18 protein-coding genes and 1 pseudogene are annotated in these 16,884 nt (G+C 72.1%); 11 read left to right on the top strand and 8 right to left on the bottom strand.

The features are described from left to right. Positions 1-204 precede the first annotated feature (204 nt). A complete protein-coding gene (locus tag KUM38_RS26310; protein WP_217132476.1) occupies positions 205-507 on the top strand; it encodes a hypothetical protein in 303 nt (100 codons plus the stop codon). Positions 508-562: 55 nt separating this feature from the next. Here the strand turns inward: KUM38_RS26310 and KUM38_RS26305 are convergent, their stop codons facing one another. Further along, positions 563-2,041: a glutamate-cysteine ligase family protein gene (locus KUM38_RS26305; RefSeq protein WP_217132470.1), complete on the bottom strand. Its 1,479-nt coding sequence runs from the start codon at positions 2,039-2,041 to the stop codon at positions 563-565. 91 nt (positions 2,042-2,132) lie between these two features. After that, positions 2,133-2,576 carry an SRPBCC domain-containing protein gene (locus KUM38_RS26300; RefSeq protein WP_217132468.1) on the bottom strand — a complete coding sequence of 148 codons (444 nt, stop codon included), beginning with the start codon at positions 2,574-2,576 and terminating at the stop codon, positions 2,133-2,135. Positions 2,577-2,715: 139 nt separating this feature from the next. On the opposite strand from KUM38_RS26300, the gene KUM38_RS26295 reads away from it, so the two are divergent. After that, positions 2,716-3,159: a DNA-binding protein gene (locus KUM38_RS26295; protein WP_217132461.1), complete on the top strand. Its 444-nt coding sequence runs from the start codon at positions 2,716-2,718 to the stop codon at positions 3,157-3,159. A gap of 22 nt (positions 3,160-3,181) precedes the next feature. On the opposite strand, the gene KUM38_RS26290 is transcribed toward KUM38_RS26295, so the two are convergent. Next, positions 3,182-3,841 carry a lysophospholipid acyltransferase family protein gene (locus KUM38_RS26290; RefSeq protein WP_217132459.1) on the bottom strand — a complete coding sequence of 220 codons (660 nt, stop codon included), beginning with the start codon at positions 3,839-3,841 and terminating at the stop codon, positions 3,182-3,184. Between the two features lie 204 nt (positions 3,842-4,045). On the opposite strand from KUM38_RS26290, the gene KUM38_RS26285 reads away from it, so the two are divergent. The 5 genes from KUM38_RS26285 (at position 4,046) to KUM38_RS26265 (ending at position 8,437) form a co-directional block, all read left to right on the top strand. Further along, a complete protein-coding gene (locus KUM38_RS26285; RefSeq protein WP_217132450.1) occupies positions 4,046-4,237 on the top strand; it encodes a DUF2795 domain-containing protein in 192 nt (63 codons plus the stop codon). A gap of 73 nt (positions 4,238-4,310) precedes the next feature. Continuing rightward, positions 4,311-4,724 (top strand): SRPBCC family protein, encoded by a 414-nt coding sequence (locus KUM38_RS26280; protein ID WP_217132445.1) that lies wholly within the window; start codon positions 4,311-4,313, stop codon positions 4,722-4,724. Positions 4,725-4,754: 30 nt separating this feature from the next. Continuing rightward, a complete protein-coding gene (locus KUM38_RS26275) occupies positions 4,755-5,291 on the top strand; it encodes a (2Fe-2S)-binding protein (RefSeq protein WP_217132443.1) in 537 nt (178 codons plus the stop codon). Next, positions 5,292-6,311: a xanthine dehydrogenase family protein subunit M gene (locus KUM38_RS26270; protein WP_217132440.1), complete on the top strand. Its 1,020-nt coding sequence runs from the start codon at positions 5,292-5,294 to the stop codon at positions 6,309-6,311. It abuts the gene before it with no gap. Then, entirely contained in the window at positions 6,308-8,437 is a 2,130-nt protein-coding gene (locus tag KUM38_RS26265; RefSeq protein ID WP_217132439.1) for a xanthine dehydrogenase family protein molybdopterin-binding subunit, read from the top strand. The genes KUM38_RS26270 and KUM38_RS26265 overlap by 4 nt, the downstream gene beginning before the upstream one ends. Here KUM38_RS26265 and KUM38_RS26260 read toward each other — a convergent pair. Continuing rightward, complete coding sequence (locus KUM38_RS26260) at positions 8,415-9,257, bottom strand: pentapeptide repeat-containing protein (RefSeq protein ID WP_308409048.1); 843 nt, start codon at positions 9,255-9,257, stop codon at positions 8,415-8,417. The two genes, KUM38_RS26265 and KUM38_RS26260, sit on opposite strands and share 23 nt — an antisense overlap. Before the next feature lie 181 nt (positions 9,258-9,438). Here KUM38_RS26260 and KUM38_RS26255 point away from each other — a divergent pair, with 181 nt between their 5' ends. Both KUM38_RS26255 and KUM38_RS43695 read left to right on the top strand, forming a co-directional pair. Further along, complete coding sequence (locus KUM38_RS26255; protein ID WP_217132434.1) at positions 9,439-10,410, top strand: pirin family protein; 972 nt, start codon at positions 9,439-9,441, stop codon at positions 10,408-10,410. Positions 10,411-11,184: 774 nt separating this feature from the next. After that, positions 11,185-11,703: a transposase gene (locus KUM38_RS43695; RefSeq protein WP_217132433.1), complete on the top strand. Its 519-nt coding sequence runs from the start codon at positions 11,185-11,187 to the stop codon at positions 11,701-11,703. A 413-nt stretch (positions 11,704-12,116) separates the two neighbouring features. On the opposite strand, the gene KUM38_RS26245 is transcribed toward KUM38_RS43695, so the two are convergent. The 3 genes from KUM38_RS26245 to KUM38_RS26235 form a co-directional block, all read right to left on the bottom strand. After that, positions 12,117-12,506 (bottom strand): hypothetical protein, encoded by a 390-nt coding sequence (locus KUM38_RS26245; protein ID WP_217132431.1) that lies wholly within the window; start codon positions 12,504-12,506, stop codon positions 12,117-12,119. 270 nt (positions 12,507-12,776) lie between these two features. Next, positions 12,777-12,956, bottom strand: coding sequence for an HNH endonuclease signature motif containing protein (locus tag KUM38_RS43690; protein ID WP_217132427.1), 180 nt, complete (start codon positions 12,954-12,956; stop codon positions 12,777-12,779). Positions 12,957-13,156: 200 nt separating this feature from the next. Then, positions 13,157-14,470 (bottom strand): phytase, encoded by a 1,314-nt coding sequence (locus KUM38_RS26235; protein ID WP_217132425.1) that lies wholly within the window; start codon positions 14,468-14,470, stop codon positions 13,157-13,159. A 292-nt stretch (positions 14,471-14,762) separates the two neighbouring features. Between KUM38_RS26235 and KUM38_RS42185 the strand changes: the two are divergent. Then, positions 14,763-14,924, top strand: a pseudogene (locus KUM38_RS42185) (pirin family protein); the annotation flags it as partial. Between the two features lie 153 nt (positions 14,925-15,077). Here the strand turns inward: KUM38_RS42185 and KUM38_RS26230 are convergent. Next, the gene (locus tag KUM38_RS26230; RefSeq protein ID WP_254397733.1) at positions 15,078-16,175 is read right to left on the bottom strand and encodes a GlxA family transcriptional regulator; all 1,098 of its coding nucleotides are present in this window, start codon (positions 16,173-16,175) and stop codon (positions 15,078-15,080) included. 53 nt (positions 16,176-16,228) lie between these two features. On the opposite strand from KUM38_RS26230, the gene KUM38_RS26225 reads away from it, so the two are divergent. After that, complete coding sequence (locus tag KUM38_RS26225; protein WP_217132423.1) at positions 16,229-16,882, top strand: HD domain-containing protein; 654 nt, start codon at positions 16,229-16,231, stop codon at positions 16,880-16,882. The last annotated feature ends 2 nt before the right edge of the window (positions 16,883-16,884 follow it).

Raw genomic sequence — 16,884 nt, 5'->3', positions numbered from 1 at the left:
GCTGCGTCGGTCGGACACACCGGCCTGCGAGCGTCGACACGAATCCCGTTCCTCACCCTCGCGGGTGATGCTTCCGTCCGCATGGCAAGGAGCGCGACCGACCCCGAATCATCCGATGTGACCAGAAATGCAATGAGTGGGACGCTTTTACTGCCGGGGTGCTGAGGGACGTGCCCCTACGAGAGCGGACAGGTGGGCCGACACATGCCCGAGGATCGCAAGTCGCCGCGACCGTCACGGGGCCGCGGGGCCGGCCGTCACCAGGGGAGTGGGCACCACGGCTGGTCCCCGGACGTCGACGAGACGCGGCAGGAGGAGAACCCGAGCGCCCGCCGCTCCTTCCACGCGGAGGAACACGCGCCGTCGCGCGGAGCGGGCCGCAAGCACGTCGAGGAGGAGCGCACCTCCGTCCCGGGCGACGTCGCGCGCAGTGACGTACGACGGGGCGAGGAGTACGCGGACCGGGGCGAGGAGGGCAAGCGGGGCACGGGCCGCCGGCCGGGCTGACGGGCGGGCCCGGCCCGGAGGCCCACCCGCAGCGTCACCACGAACATCATCACCGTCAGTCGACGGGCCAGGTGTGGACCGGGGCGTTGAGGTGCATGTAGTCGATGTACTGCTGCGTCATGCGCCGCAGCGCCTCGTGGCGGCCGCAGCGCGCGGAGTCCTCGATGTGGTGGAACATCTCCTTCTGCCACACCGCTCCGTTGCGGCCGGTGACACAGCGCTGCTCGATGACGCCGAGCAGCGGCTCGCGCCAGGCGTCGTCCATGCCGGAGCGCTCCAGCCCGCGGTGCGCCAGCGGCAGCAGCCGCCGCAGCACCAGTTCGGACGCGGGCACCTCGCCCATCCCGGGCCAGTACAGCCGGGCGTCGATGCCGTACCGCGCCGCCGTCCGCAGATTGTCCTCGGCGGCCGAGAAGGACATCCGTGACCACACCGGACGGTCCTCCTCCACCAGGGCGCGGGTCAGCCCGTAGTAGAAGGCGCCGTTGGCGAGGGTGTCGGCCACGGTCGGGCCGGCGGGCAGCACCCGGTTCTCCACCCGTACGTGCGGTTTGTCCTGGGCGACGGCGTAGACCGGGCGGTTCCAGCGGTAGATGGTGCCGTTGTGCAGGGTCAGCTCCCCGAGTTCGGGGATGTCGCCCCGCTCCAGCGTCTCCGCCGGGTTCTGCTCGTCGCACAGGGGCAGCAGGGCCGGGAAGTAGCGCAGGTTCTCCTCGAAGAGGTCGAAGACGCTGGTGATCCAGCGCTCCCCGAACCACACCCGGGGCCGCACGCCCTGCACCTTGATCTCCTGCGGGCGGGTGTCGGTGGCCTGCTCGAACAGCGGGATCCGGGTCTCGTGCCAGAGCTCCTTGCCGAACAGGAAGGGGGAGTTGGCGGCGAGCGCGACCTGGACGCCGGCGATCGCCTGCGCCGCGTTCCAGTAGGCGGCGAACTGTTCCGGGGACACCTGGAGGTGGAACTGCGTGCTGGTGCAGGCGGCCTCCGGGGTGATCGTGTCCGCGTAGGTGCGCAGCCGGTCGATGCCGGTCACCTCGATGTGCAGGTCCTCCCCGCGCGCCGCGAAGATCTGGTCGTTGAGCAGCCGGTAGCGCGGGTTCTCCGACAGCGCTCCCTCGCCGACGTCCTCCTGGCGCAGGGTGGGGAGGATGCCCGTCATGATCAGACGGGCGCCGATCGACCTGGCGCGCTCCTCCGCGTGGTTCAGCGCGTCGCGGATCTCGGACTCCCAGGAGTCGGGGCCGCCCGCCGTGAGCCGCCGCGGCGGGATGTTGATCTCGAGGTTGAACCGGCCCAGCTCCGTGGCCCAGGCCGGGTCCGCGATCGCCTCCAGCGCATCGGTGTTGCGCATCGCGGGCTCGGCCCGGTCGTCGACCAGGTTCAGCTCGATCTCCAGACCCACCTGGGGCCGCTCGGCCTCGAAGCGTGACTCGCGCAGCATCTGCGCGAACGTCTCGAGGCACTCCTGCATCTTGATCCGGTAGCGGCGGCGGTCCTCGCGGGTGAAGGTGAGCGCCGGGACGTCCCGTCCCATCGGTCTCCCTCCAGGGCTCTCGTCCTCGGAACCTGTCCACCCCAGCGTCGCACCGGCGGGCGGGTCCGACCACGCGAGCCCGGCCCGTCGCCTAGGCGTCCTCGGCCAGGAAGGCGGTCAGACCGTCGAGGAGCATGGTGCTGCCCTGCTCGGCCATGTCGCGCTCCTCCGCCGTGTCGCACGTCTGGCGGAGCGCGATCCGCGTCCGGCCGCCGTCCTCGGCGAGTTCCACGGCCATCACCGACGGCTCGGGCTTCCCGGGCACGTCCATCCCCACCACCAGCAGGCGGTTCTCGGCGACGTCGAGGTAGGACCCGGTCAGCGGGAACTCGCCGCCGTCCGGCGTGACCATGGTGGCCTTCCAGGCGCCGCCCGGCCGTACGTCCATCTCGACGGAGCCGGGAGCGGCGTACGCCCACCGGGCGTACCGGTCCGGAGTGGTCCACGCCTGCCACACCCTGCCCACGGGGGCGTCCAGCGTGCGGGTCAGGTGGTAGGAGAAGGCGTTGTCCGTGGTGGTCCGCTCGGCGCTCATGGCGTTGTCCCCTCGTCTTGTGTCCCGGTCGGCGGATGAGTCCGTCGCAGGTGCAGACGTGCGGGGGCGTGGGGAGTCATCGGTCTCCGGTGGAAATTTTCCGTTGACAACGGAATGTTCATCCTGTGATGCTCGTGCCATGTCTCCGAAGACTCACGAACACTCCGACGACCCCTTCACACCGCCGAGTTCCGACGCGGCACGAGCACAACGGGTGTACGCCTCCCTGTTCCGCATCGCCGAGCGGCACGCGGCCACGGACGCACAGCGCCGCCGCCAGATCCACCCCGGCGTGATCGGTCCGCACGAGGCGGTCAGGCTCGTGGCCTTCCTGCTCAGCGGCGCCGCGCTGCCCGAGGACGGCGAACCCGAGGTGGACCGCGCGGACATCACCGCCGCGCTGAGCCTCGTACCGCGTGCCCGCGCGGAGATGGACGAACTGGAGGTCGGACTCCTCGAGATGGCGCGCGGACGCGGCATGACCTGGCCCGAGATCGCCTTCGGCCTCGGCCTGCGCAGCCCGCAGGCCGCCCGGCAGCGCTACGAACGCCTGGTCGGCCGCACCGACACGGACGACCGGTAGCCGCCGACCGGTAGCCGCCCGGTCAGCCGTCGTGGACCTGCTCGCCCACGGCCCGGGCGGCCCGCCGCCAGGCGGTGGCGACCGCCCGGTGCGCCGCCTCCGTACCGGCCGCCGTCCCGGACGGCAGGCGCACGGGACGGCCGATGTGGACGTGGAGGCGCGGACGGCGCACCGGAGCGGTGAGCACACCGGCCAGTTGCTTCGCGACCGGTCCGGAGGCCAGCCGCCGGGCCCCCGCCTGGCCCACGGGGACGACCGGGGCGCCGGTGGCGGCTGAAAGCCGTGCCAGACCGGTACGGAACGGCCGGGGCGCGGCACACCCCGCGTCCCGGCGCGACGGCAGGCCCCCCTCCGCGTAGATGAGCACATGGCGTCCCGACCGCACCACCTCCGCCGCGGCCTCCAGCGCGTCCGCCGCGCGGGCCGATCCCCGGTGCACGGGAACGTGCCCGCCCTGCGACAGGGCGCGCCCCAGCACCGGCACCCGCCACAGCCCCGCCGTCGCCAGGACGGCCGGTGCCACGCCCACCTCGCGCAGGGCGGCCAGCACGAGCGCCGGATCGGCCAGCGAGTCGTGGTTGGCGACGAAGACACTGCCCGCGGGGAACGGCCCGTCGGTCTCGCGGGTGACGGTGAGCCGCCCGAACAGCGGCAGCAGGACGGCGGCGGCACGGCTGAGCAAGGAACGTCCTTCCGGCAGACGGGATTCCTGCCGGCCAGCTTCGGGCACGGCGGACTCCCCGCGCCTGAGTACGCGTACTCGGACCGGCGGCGCCGCCTACTCGGTTCAGGGCCGGGGGCCGGGGCTGAATCACCCCCGGGCGCCCTGGGTACCCGCCACTTCCCCGCGCGGACACGCCGCGCCGCTCCACCACGGGAGGCTGCCATGGCCGACCTCGACCCGATCGACCTGCAGAAGGCCCTCAAGGGCGCCGACCCCGCCGGCAAGGACGACCTCGTCTCGGTGGCGAAGAGCGACGGCGCGGACGACACCCTCGTCAAGAAGCTGGGACAGACCGGCACCAAGCGGTTCGACGGCCCCAACGAGGTGCAGAAGGCGGTCTTCGGCGACGCATAGCGCCGTGTCCCGGGGCCGCCCCCCACGGCAGCCCCGGTCCTGCCGGACAACCGAGACGAAGGACGGTACCGCCATGACCGAGTACGAGCGTTCACACACGATGCCCGCATCACCCGAGCACGTCTTCGACCAGGCGGCCAACATCGACCAGATGGGTGACTGGCTGCCCGAGGACCTGCACGTGCACGCCGAGGAACTGCCCGCCGTCACCGTGCACGAGGACCGCTCCGACGAGGACACCTCCGCGCTGCTGCGGGCCCGGCGGGACCAGATGCGGCTCGAATGGGGCACGCGTGAGCAGGGCAGCTACACCGGCTGGCTGCAGGTCGCCGGCATCGGCAGCGGGGCCAGCGAGGTCACGGTGCACCTGTCCTTCTTCGACGACAGCCACGACCCGGGGGAGAAGGCCGTGGGCGAGGCCCTGGACACCAGCCTCCGGCGCCTGGAGGAACAGGTACGGCTCCGCGTCGACAACGCCGCCGGCTGAGCGCCGCCCGCCCGGAAGGCCATCCCCATCATGAGCAGTGATCCCACCACCGAGCACCGCTCGGAAACCACTCTCAGGGTCAACGGCAAGCCGCACACCCTCCTCCTCGACCACCGGCGGGTCCTGCTGGACGTCCTGCGCGAGGACCTCGGCCTCACCGGGGCCAAGAAGGGCTGCGACCACGGCCAGTGCGGGGCCTGCACGGTCCTGGTCGACGGCCGCCGCGTCAACGGCTGCCTGCTCCTGGCCGTGTCCCTGGACGGCCGCGACGTCACCACGGTCGAGGGCCTCACCGACGACGGCGACGGCCTGCACCCCCTGCAGCAGGCGTTCCTCGACCGCGACGCCTTCCAGTGCGGGTACTGCACGCCGGGACAGATCTGCTCCGCCGTCGGTGCCCTCGCCGAGGCCGCGGCCGGCCATCCGTCCCACGTCACCGACCCGGCCACCCCCTCGGGACGCCCCGTCCCGCTGGACGCCGCCGAGATCCGCGAACGGCTCAGCGGCAACCTGTGCCGCTGCGGCGCCTATCCGCACATCGTCGAGGCCGTGCGGGACGTGATCTGAGTGAAATCCTTCGGATACGTACGGGCCGGCACCGTTCAGGAGGCGGTCGAGGCGCTCGCCGCACATCCCGGCGCGCGCTGCCTCGGCGGCGGCACCAACCTCGTCGACCTGATGAAACTGGGCGTGGAACGCCCCGGCGTCCTCGTCGACGTCAGCCGTCTGCCGCTGGACACGGTGGAGGAACTGCCCGACGGCTCCGTACGCGTCGGCGCCACCGTCCGCAACAGTGACCTCGCGGCCCACCCCCTGGTCCGCGACCGCTACCCCGCCCTGTCCCGGGCGCTCCTCGCCGGCGCCTCCGGACAGCTGCGCAACGCCGCGACCACCGGCGGCAACCTCCTCCAGCGCACCCGCTGCCCCTACTTCCAGGACCTGTCCAAGCCGTGCAACAAGCGCACACCGGGCACCGGCTGCGGCGCCCGGGAGGGCACCCACCGCGACCACGCGGTGCTCGGCCACTCCGAGCACTGCGTCGCCACCCACCCCTCGGACATGGCGGTCGCCCTGGCCGCCCTGGACGCACGCGTGGAACTGTACGGCGGCCAGGGCGCCCGGGACGTCCCTGCGGACCGGTTCCACCGGCTCCCCGGCGACCACCCGGAGCGGGACACCGAGATCCGGCCCGGCGAACTGATCACCGGCGTGCTGCTGCCGGCCGCCACGGCGTCGCTGCCCTCCGCCTACCGCAAGGCCCGCGACCGCGCCTCGTACGCGTTCGCCCTGGCGTCGGTCGCCGCCGTCCTGGACACGGCGGACGACGGCACCGTCACCCACGTGGGGCTCGCCTTCGGCGCGCTCGCCCACAAACCGTGGCGGGCGCGGCGCGCCGAGGCCGCGCTGCGCGGCGCCCCGGCGACCGCGGACGCCTTCGCCCACGCCGTGGACCTGGAACTCGAGGCGGCCCGGCCGCTGCGGGACAACGGCCACAAGGTGCCCCTCGCCCGGAACCTCGCCGTGGACGTCCTGACCCGGCTCGCGCCGCCGGCCCGGCGCACCCGACACCTCACGGAGGACTCATGACCGGCACCGGTACCGCGCCGGGTGCTCCGGCCGAACGCCGCGAAGGACGCCAGAAGGTCACCGGCGGCGCCCGCTACGCCGCCGAGCATCCCCTGCCGGACCGCGCCCACGCCTGGCCGGTCCCCGCGACCGTCGCCCGCGGCCGGGTGACGGCCGTCGACACCACGGCCGCCCTCGGCCGGCCCGGCGTCCTCACCGTGCTCACCCACGAGAACGCCCCCCGGCTCGCCGAGCCCGACGACCCCACCCTGGCCGTGCTGCAGGACTCCCGCGTGCCGCACCGCGGCTGGTTCGTGGCGCTCGTCGTCGCCCGTTCCCCGGAGGAGGCCCGTGCCGCAGCCGCGGCGGTCCGGGTCGAGTACGCCGTGGAGGAGCACGACGTGAGCCTCACCGCGGACCACCCCGAGGCGTACGAACCGGAGACCGCCAACGCCGGACACCCGGCCCGCCGTGAGTACGGGGATCCCGACGGCGCCTTCGCCTCGGCTCCCGTCCGGATCGACGTCTCCTACCGTGTGCCGCCGTTGCACAACCACCCCATGGAACCCCACACCAGTACGGCCGAGTGGGAAGGCGACCGCCTCGTCGTGCACACCTCCAGCCAGGGCGGCACGGCGGTGCGCGCCGTGCTCGCCGCGCTGTTCGGACTGCCCGAGGACCGGATCACCGTCGACACCGGCCACGTGGGAGGCGGCTTCGGCTCCAAGGGCACCCCACGCCCCGACGTCGTGCTCGCCGTCATGGCCGCCCGCGAGACCGGCCGGCCGGTGACCGTCGCCCTGCCCCGCCGCCACCTTCCCGCCGTCGTCGGCCACCGGGCCCCCACCCTGCACCGGCTGCGGCTCGGCGCGGGCACCGACGGCCGGCTGACCGCCCTGACCCACGAGATCGTCACGCACAGCTCCCGCATCAAGGAGTTCGTGGAGCAGGCGGCGGTCCCCGCACGCGTCATGTACGCCACCCCGAGCAGCCGCACGCTCCACCGCGTGGTCCGGCTCGACGTGCCGAGTCCCTCCTGGATGCGCGCCCCCGGTGAATGCCCCGGCATGTACGCCCTGGAGTCGGCGGTGGACGAACTCGCCGGCGCCCTCGGCATGGACCCGGTCGGGCTGCGCCTCCTCAACGAACCCGAGCGCGAACCGGACAGCGGCAAACCGTTCAGCAGCAGGCACCTCACGGAGTGTCTGCGCGAGGGCGCGCGCCGCTTCGGCTGGGACCGCAGGGACCCCCGTCCCCGTACCCGGGCGGAGGGACCCCTGCTCGTCGGCACGGGCGTCGCGGCGGCCACCTACCCCGTCCTCGTGCAGCCGTCCACCGCCGAGGCACGGGCGCTGCCGGACGGGACCTTCGTCGTCCGCGTCAACGCCACCGACATCGGCACCGGAGCCCGCACCGTGCTCGCCCAGGTGGCGGCCGACACCCTCCGCGTGCCCCTGGACCGGGTACGGGCCGACATCGGCGACAGCGACCTGCCGTCCGCGTCCCTGGCCGGGGGGTCCTCCGGAACCGCCTCCTGGGGATGGGCCGTGCACGACGCGTGCACCAGGCTCGCGGGCCGGCTCGGTGGTCTCACCGGCCGGCTGCCCGACGAGGGCGTCACCGCCCACGCCGACACGACGGGTCGGGCGAACGCCGAGAGCCCCTACGCCCGCCACGCCTTCGGCGCGCACTTCGCCGAGGTCACCGTCGACTCCGTCACCGGCGAGGTCCGGGTGCGCCGGATGCTCGGTGTCTTCGCCGCCGGACGGATCCTCAACGCCCGTACCGCGCGCTCCCAGTTCATCGGCGGCATGGTCATGGGGCTGGGCATGGCGCTGACCGAGGGCAGCACGATGGACGCCGCGTTCGGCGACTTCACCGAGTCCGACCTGGCGTCGTACCACGTGCCCGCGCACGCCGACGTGCCCGCCGTGGAGGCGCACTGGATCGACGAGGACGACACCCGCCTCAACCCGATGGGCAGCAAGGGGATCGGCGAGATCGGCAACGTGGGCAGCGCGGCCGCCATCGGCAACGCCGTCCACCACGCCACCGGCGTCCGCTTCCGCGAACTCCCGCTGACCCCCGACAAGGTGCTCGCCGGACTGTCGGGACCGCCCGCGCCTACCAGTGGGCGGGCCGGCTGAGGGCAGGGGGCAGCACGGTGGTCGCGTCGCCCCGGGCCGCGTCGAGCTGCGCCTGGGTGAGGAAGAGGGCGCCGGTGAGATCGGCGCCGCCGAGGTCCGCGTCGCGCAGGTCGGCGCCGATCAGGTCGGCGTCACGCAGATCCGCCCCGCCGAGGTCGGCGGCGACGAGGAGGGCGCCGCGCAGGCTCGCCCCGCGCAGGTCGGCGCCGGACAGCCGGGCACCGATCAGATCGGCTCCGCGGTGGTTCTTCCTGCGGCCGGGGACCCGGGCCCGGGCGAGTTCGCTCGCCCGCAGCAGCAGCGGGTTGACCTCGCCGCGCAGCGCGTTCACGTCCAGCCCGGTGATCGACTCGGCGCTGCCGCGGGTCAGGCCGTCGATCCGGGCCAGCGCCCGCCGCAGCTCCTTGTGGACGGGGCGGGCCGCGGCGAGCCCGAGGGCCTCGGTGACGTAATGGAGCAGCTCGTGCAGCTGCCGCATCACGGGGAAGACCTCGAACATGGAGCGCGCCGACTCCGGCGCCCGGCGCCAGTCGGTGCCGCCGAAGGTGACCTGCGACACCTTCTGCCCGGCGCCGAAGCAGTCGAAGACGGTGCAGCCGGAGTAGCCCTTGTCGCGCAGCCGCTCGTGGATGCCGCAGCGGAAGTCCGCCCGGAGGTGGGAGCACGGCTGCCCCGCGGCCTTGTCGACGGCGAAGTCGGCGGAGCGGGCGAAGGGCAGGGCCACGCAGCACAGGCCGAAGCAGTTGGCGCAGTCGGCCTGGAGGTCCTTGCGGTCCCCGGAGGCCGCGGAGGTCGCGAGGGCTTCGTGCTGTGGTGACACCGTGCGGGCTCCCGTTGTACGACGAGCGGTCGCGCCCATTCTCGCAGACGGTTCACCTGCGGATTCCCGGGACGGCCGAGGCTCACGGCCGTCGGCGCGCGCTCCCGGGACACTCGTCTTGTCATGGTCGACCCATTAAAGTTGAACCCCGAACTTTTCTGTGGTGGTGGAGGATCGGAACATGAGCAACACGGAAACGCATCCGACGGAGGCGCTCTGCGGCGCGGACGTCGACGGACCGCCCCCGCCGGGCATCGAGATCCTCACCCCGAGGGACGTGCCCCTCGGCGGCCCCCGGGCCATGCGGGTGCGGCGAACCCTGCCCCAGCGGGCGCGCACCCTCATCGGGGCGTGGTGCTTCGCCGACCACTACGGTCCCGACGACATCACCGAGTCCGGGGGCATGCGGGTGCCGCCGCACCCGCACACCGGCCTGCAGACGGTCAGCTGGCTGTTCAGCGGCGAGATCGAACACCGCGACAGCCTCGGCAGCCACGCCTTCGTCCGGCCCGGCGAACTCAACCTCATGACCGGCGGGTACGGCATCAGCCACTCCGAGGTCTCCACCGGGAGCACCCGGATCCTGCACGGCGCGCAGCTGTGGGTGGCGCTGCCCGCGGAACACCGCGACACGGCCCGGGACTTCCAGCACCACGTCCCCTCCCCGGTCGCGCTGGACGGCGGCGAGGCGCGCGTCTTCCTGGGCACGCTCGCCGGCGACACCTCACCGGTGCGCACCTTCACCCCGCTGCTCGGCGCCGAGATCACCCTGGACCCGGGCGCCCGCGTGACCCTCGACGTGGACCCCGGCTTCGAACACGGGGTCCTCGTCGACAGCGGCGACGTCCTCCTCGCCGACACGCCCCTGCAGCCGGCCGAACTGGGATACGTGCCCCCGGGCCGCACCGCCCTCACCCTGGCCAACCGGGCGACGGACCCGGCCCGGCTGCTGCTCCTGGGCGGGCCGCCCTTCCAGGAGGAGATCGTCATGTGGTGGAACTTCATCGGCCGGTCGCACGACGACATCGTCCAGGCTCGCGAGGACTGGATGAAGGGGACCCGTTTCGGCGAGGTGCACGGATATGACGGGGCTCCACTGCCCGCACCGGAGCTGCCGAACGCACCCTTGAAGCCGCGAGGAAGGATGCGCTGACCTGCGAAAACATGAGTCCTGAACTAAGGGCCTCAAGATCGCTGCTGCGCCCGCCCGGTGACGTGGCCATCCCCTGGCGCGGGTCTTCGGTTCCTGCCCTCTGGGCACCTCTGAAGCTGTCCGCAGTTCTCAATGTATGGGCATCTGCGGGCAGTTCCAGTCGAACCAATGCTGACCTTTTGCTGACTTTTCTGATCGTGCGTCAGGTAGCTGGCGGGGCGGCGTCCTCTCCACTCGCCCCTTCATGAGGCGCCCTCGGCGCTACAGCGCTTCGCTGATGCCGGGTCTGAAGTCGACGGGCTCGTCCCGTGGCAACCGCCCTGGCGTGACACTGTGTGCCGCTTGTGGGAATCCGACAAGGGGTGTGCTTGGCGGGCAGGTATCCCGACCCGGCCCCTGCTCGGTGTCGACAGCGACGAGCAGTTCGATGACGGTGGACCAGCCGCCCGGTCCATCCAGTGTCACGACAGTGACCACGAGACCTCCCCGCGATCCCGTCGACGTCCTCGTGGCGAACGGTCTCTTCATCAACGAGAAGACGATGACCACCTACTCGCGCAGCTCGAACAGCCGTACTTTCCACGCCACCTGGACCGTCCACACTGCTGACGATGGCTCAGGGGCCCTTCGCCTGCCGGTATCGCCTCGCCACCCTGCGCCGCCAGTGATCGACTGAGTCGGACACCGCAGCTGTAGATTCATCGTTGGTGCAGGTCAGGAGCTTGTGGGGGTCGGGTAAGGGCGGCAGATCGGCCACCGCGATCATGATGCTTTGTGACGAGCGATCAGGAAGCGGTGGCCGCGGAGGACACGATAGCCCGGGTCGCGTGGCAGCGGGTGTTCGAGGTGTCGAGGGACACGATCTCGAGCTGTTTCGCAAGAGGTGAGCCCCGTGCGACAGCCGCAGCGATGATCGCGGGGCTGCTGGGGCTGCTGGACACGCGAAACTGCTGGACGCCGGCACAGCAGGCGGGGCAACCAGGGCCGCACCGCATGCACCATCTGCTGTCGAGGGGGAAGTTCGACCACGACCAGGCCCGCGAGAACATCGCTCGCCTCGTTGTGCGTGAACTCGCAGGCCAGGACGTGGTGCTGGTCACCGACGAGACCGGCGAAGCGAAGTCCTCCGCCACCTGCGTCGGGGCCGCGGCAGGACTGGGCTGCGGACGAGGAGCGCCGCGACCTGGCCGGTGTCCCGGAGGAGGTCATGTTCGCCACGAAGCTCGAGCAGGCCATCGCCATGGTCCGCGACGCTCTTCAACTCGGCCTCAGCGCTTCGTGGTTCGCGGGTGACGAGGTGTATTCCGGTCGGCGGCACCGCAGGTCATACCGCGAGCTCGGACGCTGCTACGCGGTCGCCGTCAAGACCGACCACGTGATCACCTGCGGATTCGGGAAGCGGTGGGAAGCGCGCCACGCGATCAACAAGGTCAGACCGGAGCAGTGGCAGCGCATGCGCATGCGCACGGGCACGGCTCCAAGGGCACCCGCGAGTACGACTGGGCCTGGACCGTCGTCCTTGCCCTCACTCTCGCTGAGGCCATGGCAAAGGCAGGCACTCCCGCCACGGTCGCAGGTATCACGCTCGTGCCGCTGTCCAGCCCCGAACTCGTACGCATCCTGCGGGACTTCGTTCTGCCCGAACAGCCCCGCAACCAGGCTTACAAACGGTGGTGGCGGACCTGGCGCCGACGCCACCAGGCCATTCAGCTGTCGGCTTCGGGTGGATGCTGACCGCTCGCGCCAGCCTGAAGGCGGTGCTCGACCTCCAACCCAAGGATCATTCTGTCCAACTCATCCACCTTGCGGCGCATTTCATCCACAGTCGCCTGGAGCTCCCGCCGTTGGCTTCGCCGAGCGCGTCGGTCGTCCGGCGGCGGCCGCTCCGCCGCCCTCGCCACCCGCCGGTAGTGCTCCTCTACGTCCTCGAAGAAGCGCCGAAGGTGCTGCGCTCTTTCCCACAGTCCCATGTCCCCGGCGCCGATCCACCCGGCCAGCAGCCGCATCCGCTCGGCCAGGAACTGGCAATGGCTGTGCGCGTGCGCGGCTTGACGCTGGAGAGATTGAAGATATCGACCACCGCGATCCGAGAACACGTGTCCATCTTCCCGCAGCGAGCTATCCGACGCCATCCCGTACCGCAGGAGCACTCCCTGGCCGCCCGCACCTGCCCCTTGCGGATACCTGACAATGCACTGCAGCGCCGCCCGCCGAACTCGTGTGCGTACAGAACGTACGGACCGCCACCGGAACCTGACCACCAATTACCCGAAACCACAGTTGCCGTGAGTGAGCACCATCGACGGACGCGGCCCAATGGGCGCGTCCCTTTTGTTGCCCGGGGCGGTGTGCCCCGGGCAGCGGCTTCAATCCTGGTCCTTGCCTCGCCGCGTTTCATGCCGCTTCAGGGCTTCAGCCCGAAGTCGCTCCCTCAACTCGTTACGACCTGCACTCCGGGTCTTGTCGGCATGACAGTTGGGGCAGAGAGCGATCATTGCGCTTGGGTAGTCACGCCCGCCTGCCGTGTGGTCATCGACGTGGTCCACTTCGAGTAGCCGCTTCCCCGCTGATGTGCGGTACGGCACATCTGACAGAAGACACTCGGGGTTCTCACAGCGGCCCCCACCGCGCCTGAGAACCGCTCGCGTTGCGGCACCGTCCCGGTCCCGTCGCTCCGCTGTCCTCTCTAGCCGGCGCGGTGGTTCGGGGCGACGCGGAGCCGGAGGGTGCGGGCTGACGGGTGGGGTCAGTCCGCGTCGCGGGGATCGAAGGAGTCGGTGTCGACCGTGAGCGGTTCGGGGAATGCGCCGGCGACGGCGTCCCAGCGGACGAACTTGAAGTTGGTGCCCTCGCGGTCGCCGTCGGCCGGGGTGGCCTCGCCGTCGTGGGTGATCAGCAGACCCTTGGGGAAGGACCGACCCAGAGGGACGTTGACGACCGTGGAGCCGTCGGAGTGCCGCACGCCGTCGGTGGCGCCGTCGGTGACGGCGAACGAGCCGAGGTAGCCGTTGTCCCCGTCGCGCTCGTACACGGCGAAGGTGTCGTCGCCCTGGCTGGAGGCGAGGACGTATCCAGTGCCGTCCTCGGCGTGGTAGATGGTGACGCCCTCCGCGTCGGCGCTCAGGTGCTCACCGCCGAAGCCGGGGTCGTTGTCCGTGTCGAGGACGCACTCCTCCTCCTCGGCGTCGTACGTCCACGGCGTGCCGTACTCGCGGACGCGGTCGACGAGCTCAGGGTCCTCGAACTCCTCGTCGTCCAGGTCGATCCGCCACAGGCCCACCGCCTCCTGGGCGGCGTACAGGACGTGCTCCTCCAGGTCGACGGCCATGCCCTCGACCTGGGGGTTCTCACCGGGGTCCGCGCACGGGGTCCAGTCGGTGCCGTCGGGCAGGGCGAAGGTGGCGGGCAGGTCGAGGGTGTCCTCGGTCTCGTAGCCGACGCGCCCGTCGTCGTCCTTCAGCTGGAGCAGACGCAGGCGGGTCTCCTCGCGCTGCGACACCACCACGTAGGCGTCGTCGTCCGTGAAGGCGGTCAGGCCGTAGGAGGTGCGCTGGTCGTCCACCCCGGCCTCGTCGGCGGCGAAGACCGGTGCGGCGTCGGCTGCGGTGACGTCCTTCAGTGGCGGCTTGCCGGCCGCGACGGCTGCGGGGTCGATGGCGTAGGCGCGGATACGGTCGCGGCCCCGGTCGCTGACGAGGGCCAGGTCCGTCTTCTCGCCGTCCAGTTCGAAACCGTAGACGATGTCGACGTTGTTGAAGCGGCCGGGCTCGGCGTCCTCGTCCGGGGCCTGGGGTGCCGCTATGTGCTGCAGACGGCGGCCGTCGAGTCCGTAGACATCGAGGCCGGCCTCCTTCAGCGTGCCGATGACGATGCTGCGGCCGGGGTTCTCGGGGTCGACCCACACGGCCGGGTCGTCGGCGTCGGCGTTGCCGCCGGCCTCGTCGTCGTACACCGCGGGAGTCTCCACGGTGGCCGTGACGGTCACCGGGGCCGTGGGACCGGTGGTCAGGGTTAACGCGGTGGCGAGTGCGGTCAGGGTGCTGAGAGCGAAGGCGCTCATGTTACTCCTTAGTAGGGATGTGGACGCCGGGAATGCTATGGAAGGTTCACGAAGGGATCGCGACGCGATCGTGAACGCGGCGTGATGTCGCGGTTCGGCGTGTCTGCATACTGAACACCGCTGTCCGTGCCCCTGAGACGGCCGTACTTGGCGCGGATGGTCTCGGGGGCGGTGATCAGGAGCCGGCCGATCTGGTTCAGGGCGGCGATGCGGGCCTTGACGGCGGAGCGGGCGGCGTTGTGCAGGGCGCGTATGCCGGCGACGGTGTCGTCCTTGGGTACGGCCTGGGCCCTGGTGGAACTTCATCGGCCGGTCGCACGACGACATCGTCCAGGCTCGCGAGGACTGGATGAAGGGGACCCGTTTCGGCGAGGTGCACGGATACGACGGGGCTCCCCTGCCCGCGCCGGAGCTGCCGAACGCACCCTTGAAGCCGCGCAGAGACGGGCGTTGACCTGCAGGGGCGGCTGTTCGTCCGATCGTGGTGCGGGTGGGATGCCGGTGGTGCACCACCGGTGCTCCGCGGGTGCCCGGCCCCGCGGCCGTCCGTCGGCCCGAGGTCCCGTGAGGAGCGGGCAGGCCCCGGCGTGACGTGACGGTGGCGTGCTCACTCCGGCGCCGACCGGGTGCCCGCTGTGCTGCGTCGAGCAGGGGCACACGGCGTCTTGGGCCCGCCGGCTCCGGGGCGCTCCGGGCCGGCGGGGCGGCCGGCGGGCCGGTGGTCCTCGTCGGGGTTCGCCGTGGGGGTGAACGCCGCGCGATAGGCGGTGGGTGTCGTCCCGAGGGTGCGGCGGAAGTGCAGCCGGAGGTTCGAGGGACTGCCCAGACCGCATCGGTCGGCTATGTGGTCGACGGCGAGTCCGGTGCTCTCCAGGAGCTCCCGGGCACGGTCGAGCCGGGCGGCGAGCAGCCACCGCAGGGGAGTCGTGCCGGTCTCGGCGACGAACCGCCGGGCGAAGGTCCGCGGTGCCATGTGCGCGTGCGCGGCGAGCCGGGGGACCGTCAGCGGTTCGTGCAGGCGGGCCAGGGCCCACGCCCGGGTGGGTGCGAGGGTGACGCCGTACGTGTCGGGGGCCAGCGGCCGTCTGATGTACTGCGCCTGCCCGCCGTCGCGGTGGGGAGCGGAGACCAGGGAGCGCGCCACCTGGTTCGCCGTCCGCGCGCCGAGGTCGCGTCGCACCAGGTGCAGGCACAGGTCGATGCCGGCGGCGACGCCCGCCGAGGTCAGCACCTGTCCCTCGTCCACGTAGAGCACGCGCGGGTCCACCGACACCCTCGGGTGGCGTGCCGCCAGTTCGTCGGCGTACCTCCAGTGGGTGGTGGCCTCGCGGCCGTCCAGGATCCCGGCCGCGGCCAGCGCGAACGCCCCGGTGCAGATGGACACCAGCCGCCGGCCCCGGGCGTGGGCCCCGGCCAGTGCGGCGAGCACGTCCGCCGGGAGCTCCCGCAGGTGCGGTGCGTACCCCGGGACCACCACGGTGTCCGCGTCACGCACCGCTTCCAGCCCGGCCGTCACCGTCACGGCGAACCCCGCGGCGGTCGGGACCGACCCCGCGGTCCGTCCGCACAGGGTCAGTTCATAGGGGTCACCGGGCACGGCGATGAAGACCTGGGCCGGGATGCCCAGGTCCAGGGGCAGCACGTCGTCCAGGACCAGCACCGCCACTCGGTGCGGTGCGGCGGGGGTGGCAGTTTCCTCTCGCATGGAGGCAAGTCTGCCTCTGTCGCGGGTGGTTGACACAGCCGATCATCGATTTCATGAACGACGTGATGATCGCCGGCGTCCCGCCGCTCCCCGACACCCCCGTCGCCCGCCGCGCGCTGGACCTGGTGCGCGGGACGGAGTCCACCGCGACCGCCAACCACAGCGTCCGCAGCGCGCTGTTCGCCCGCCTCCGCGCCGACCACCAGGGCGCGAAGCCGGGACGTGACTACGATCCGGAGCTGCTGTTCCTGGCTTGCGTCCTGCACGACATCGGCCTGACCCGGGCCGGTGACCGCCACCAGCGGTTCGAGGTGGACGGCGCCGACACGGCCGCGGAGTTCCTCACCGCGCAGGGCCTGCCCGCCGCCGACGTCGACGCCGTGTGGGAGGCCGTCGCCCTGCACACGACGCCGGGCATCGCCGAGCGCCGCGGCACCCTGTGCGCCCTGGTGCACCAGGGGACCGGCATGGACTTCGGCTGGGACACCGACTGCGTCGACGACGCCACCGGGGCCGCGATCCACGCCGCCTATCCGCGGCTGTCCATGGCCACCACCCTCACCGACGAGATCGTCGCCCAGGCACGGCACCGCCCGGAGAAGGCCCCGCTCTTCTCCCTCCCGTCCGAACTGCTGAGGGAGCGGTCCGTGCCGCCGCACAGGACCCGGATGGAGACCATGGCCGACGCCGCGCGCTGGGGCAACTGACC

The organism is Streptomyces sp. AC558_RSS880 (assembly GCF_019049255.1).
Taxonomy (GTDB): domain Bacteria; phylum Actinomycetota; class Actinomycetes; order Streptomycetales; family Streptomycetaceae; genus Streptomyces.
This window is presented reverse-complemented; position numbering and strand designations above follow the sequence as displayed.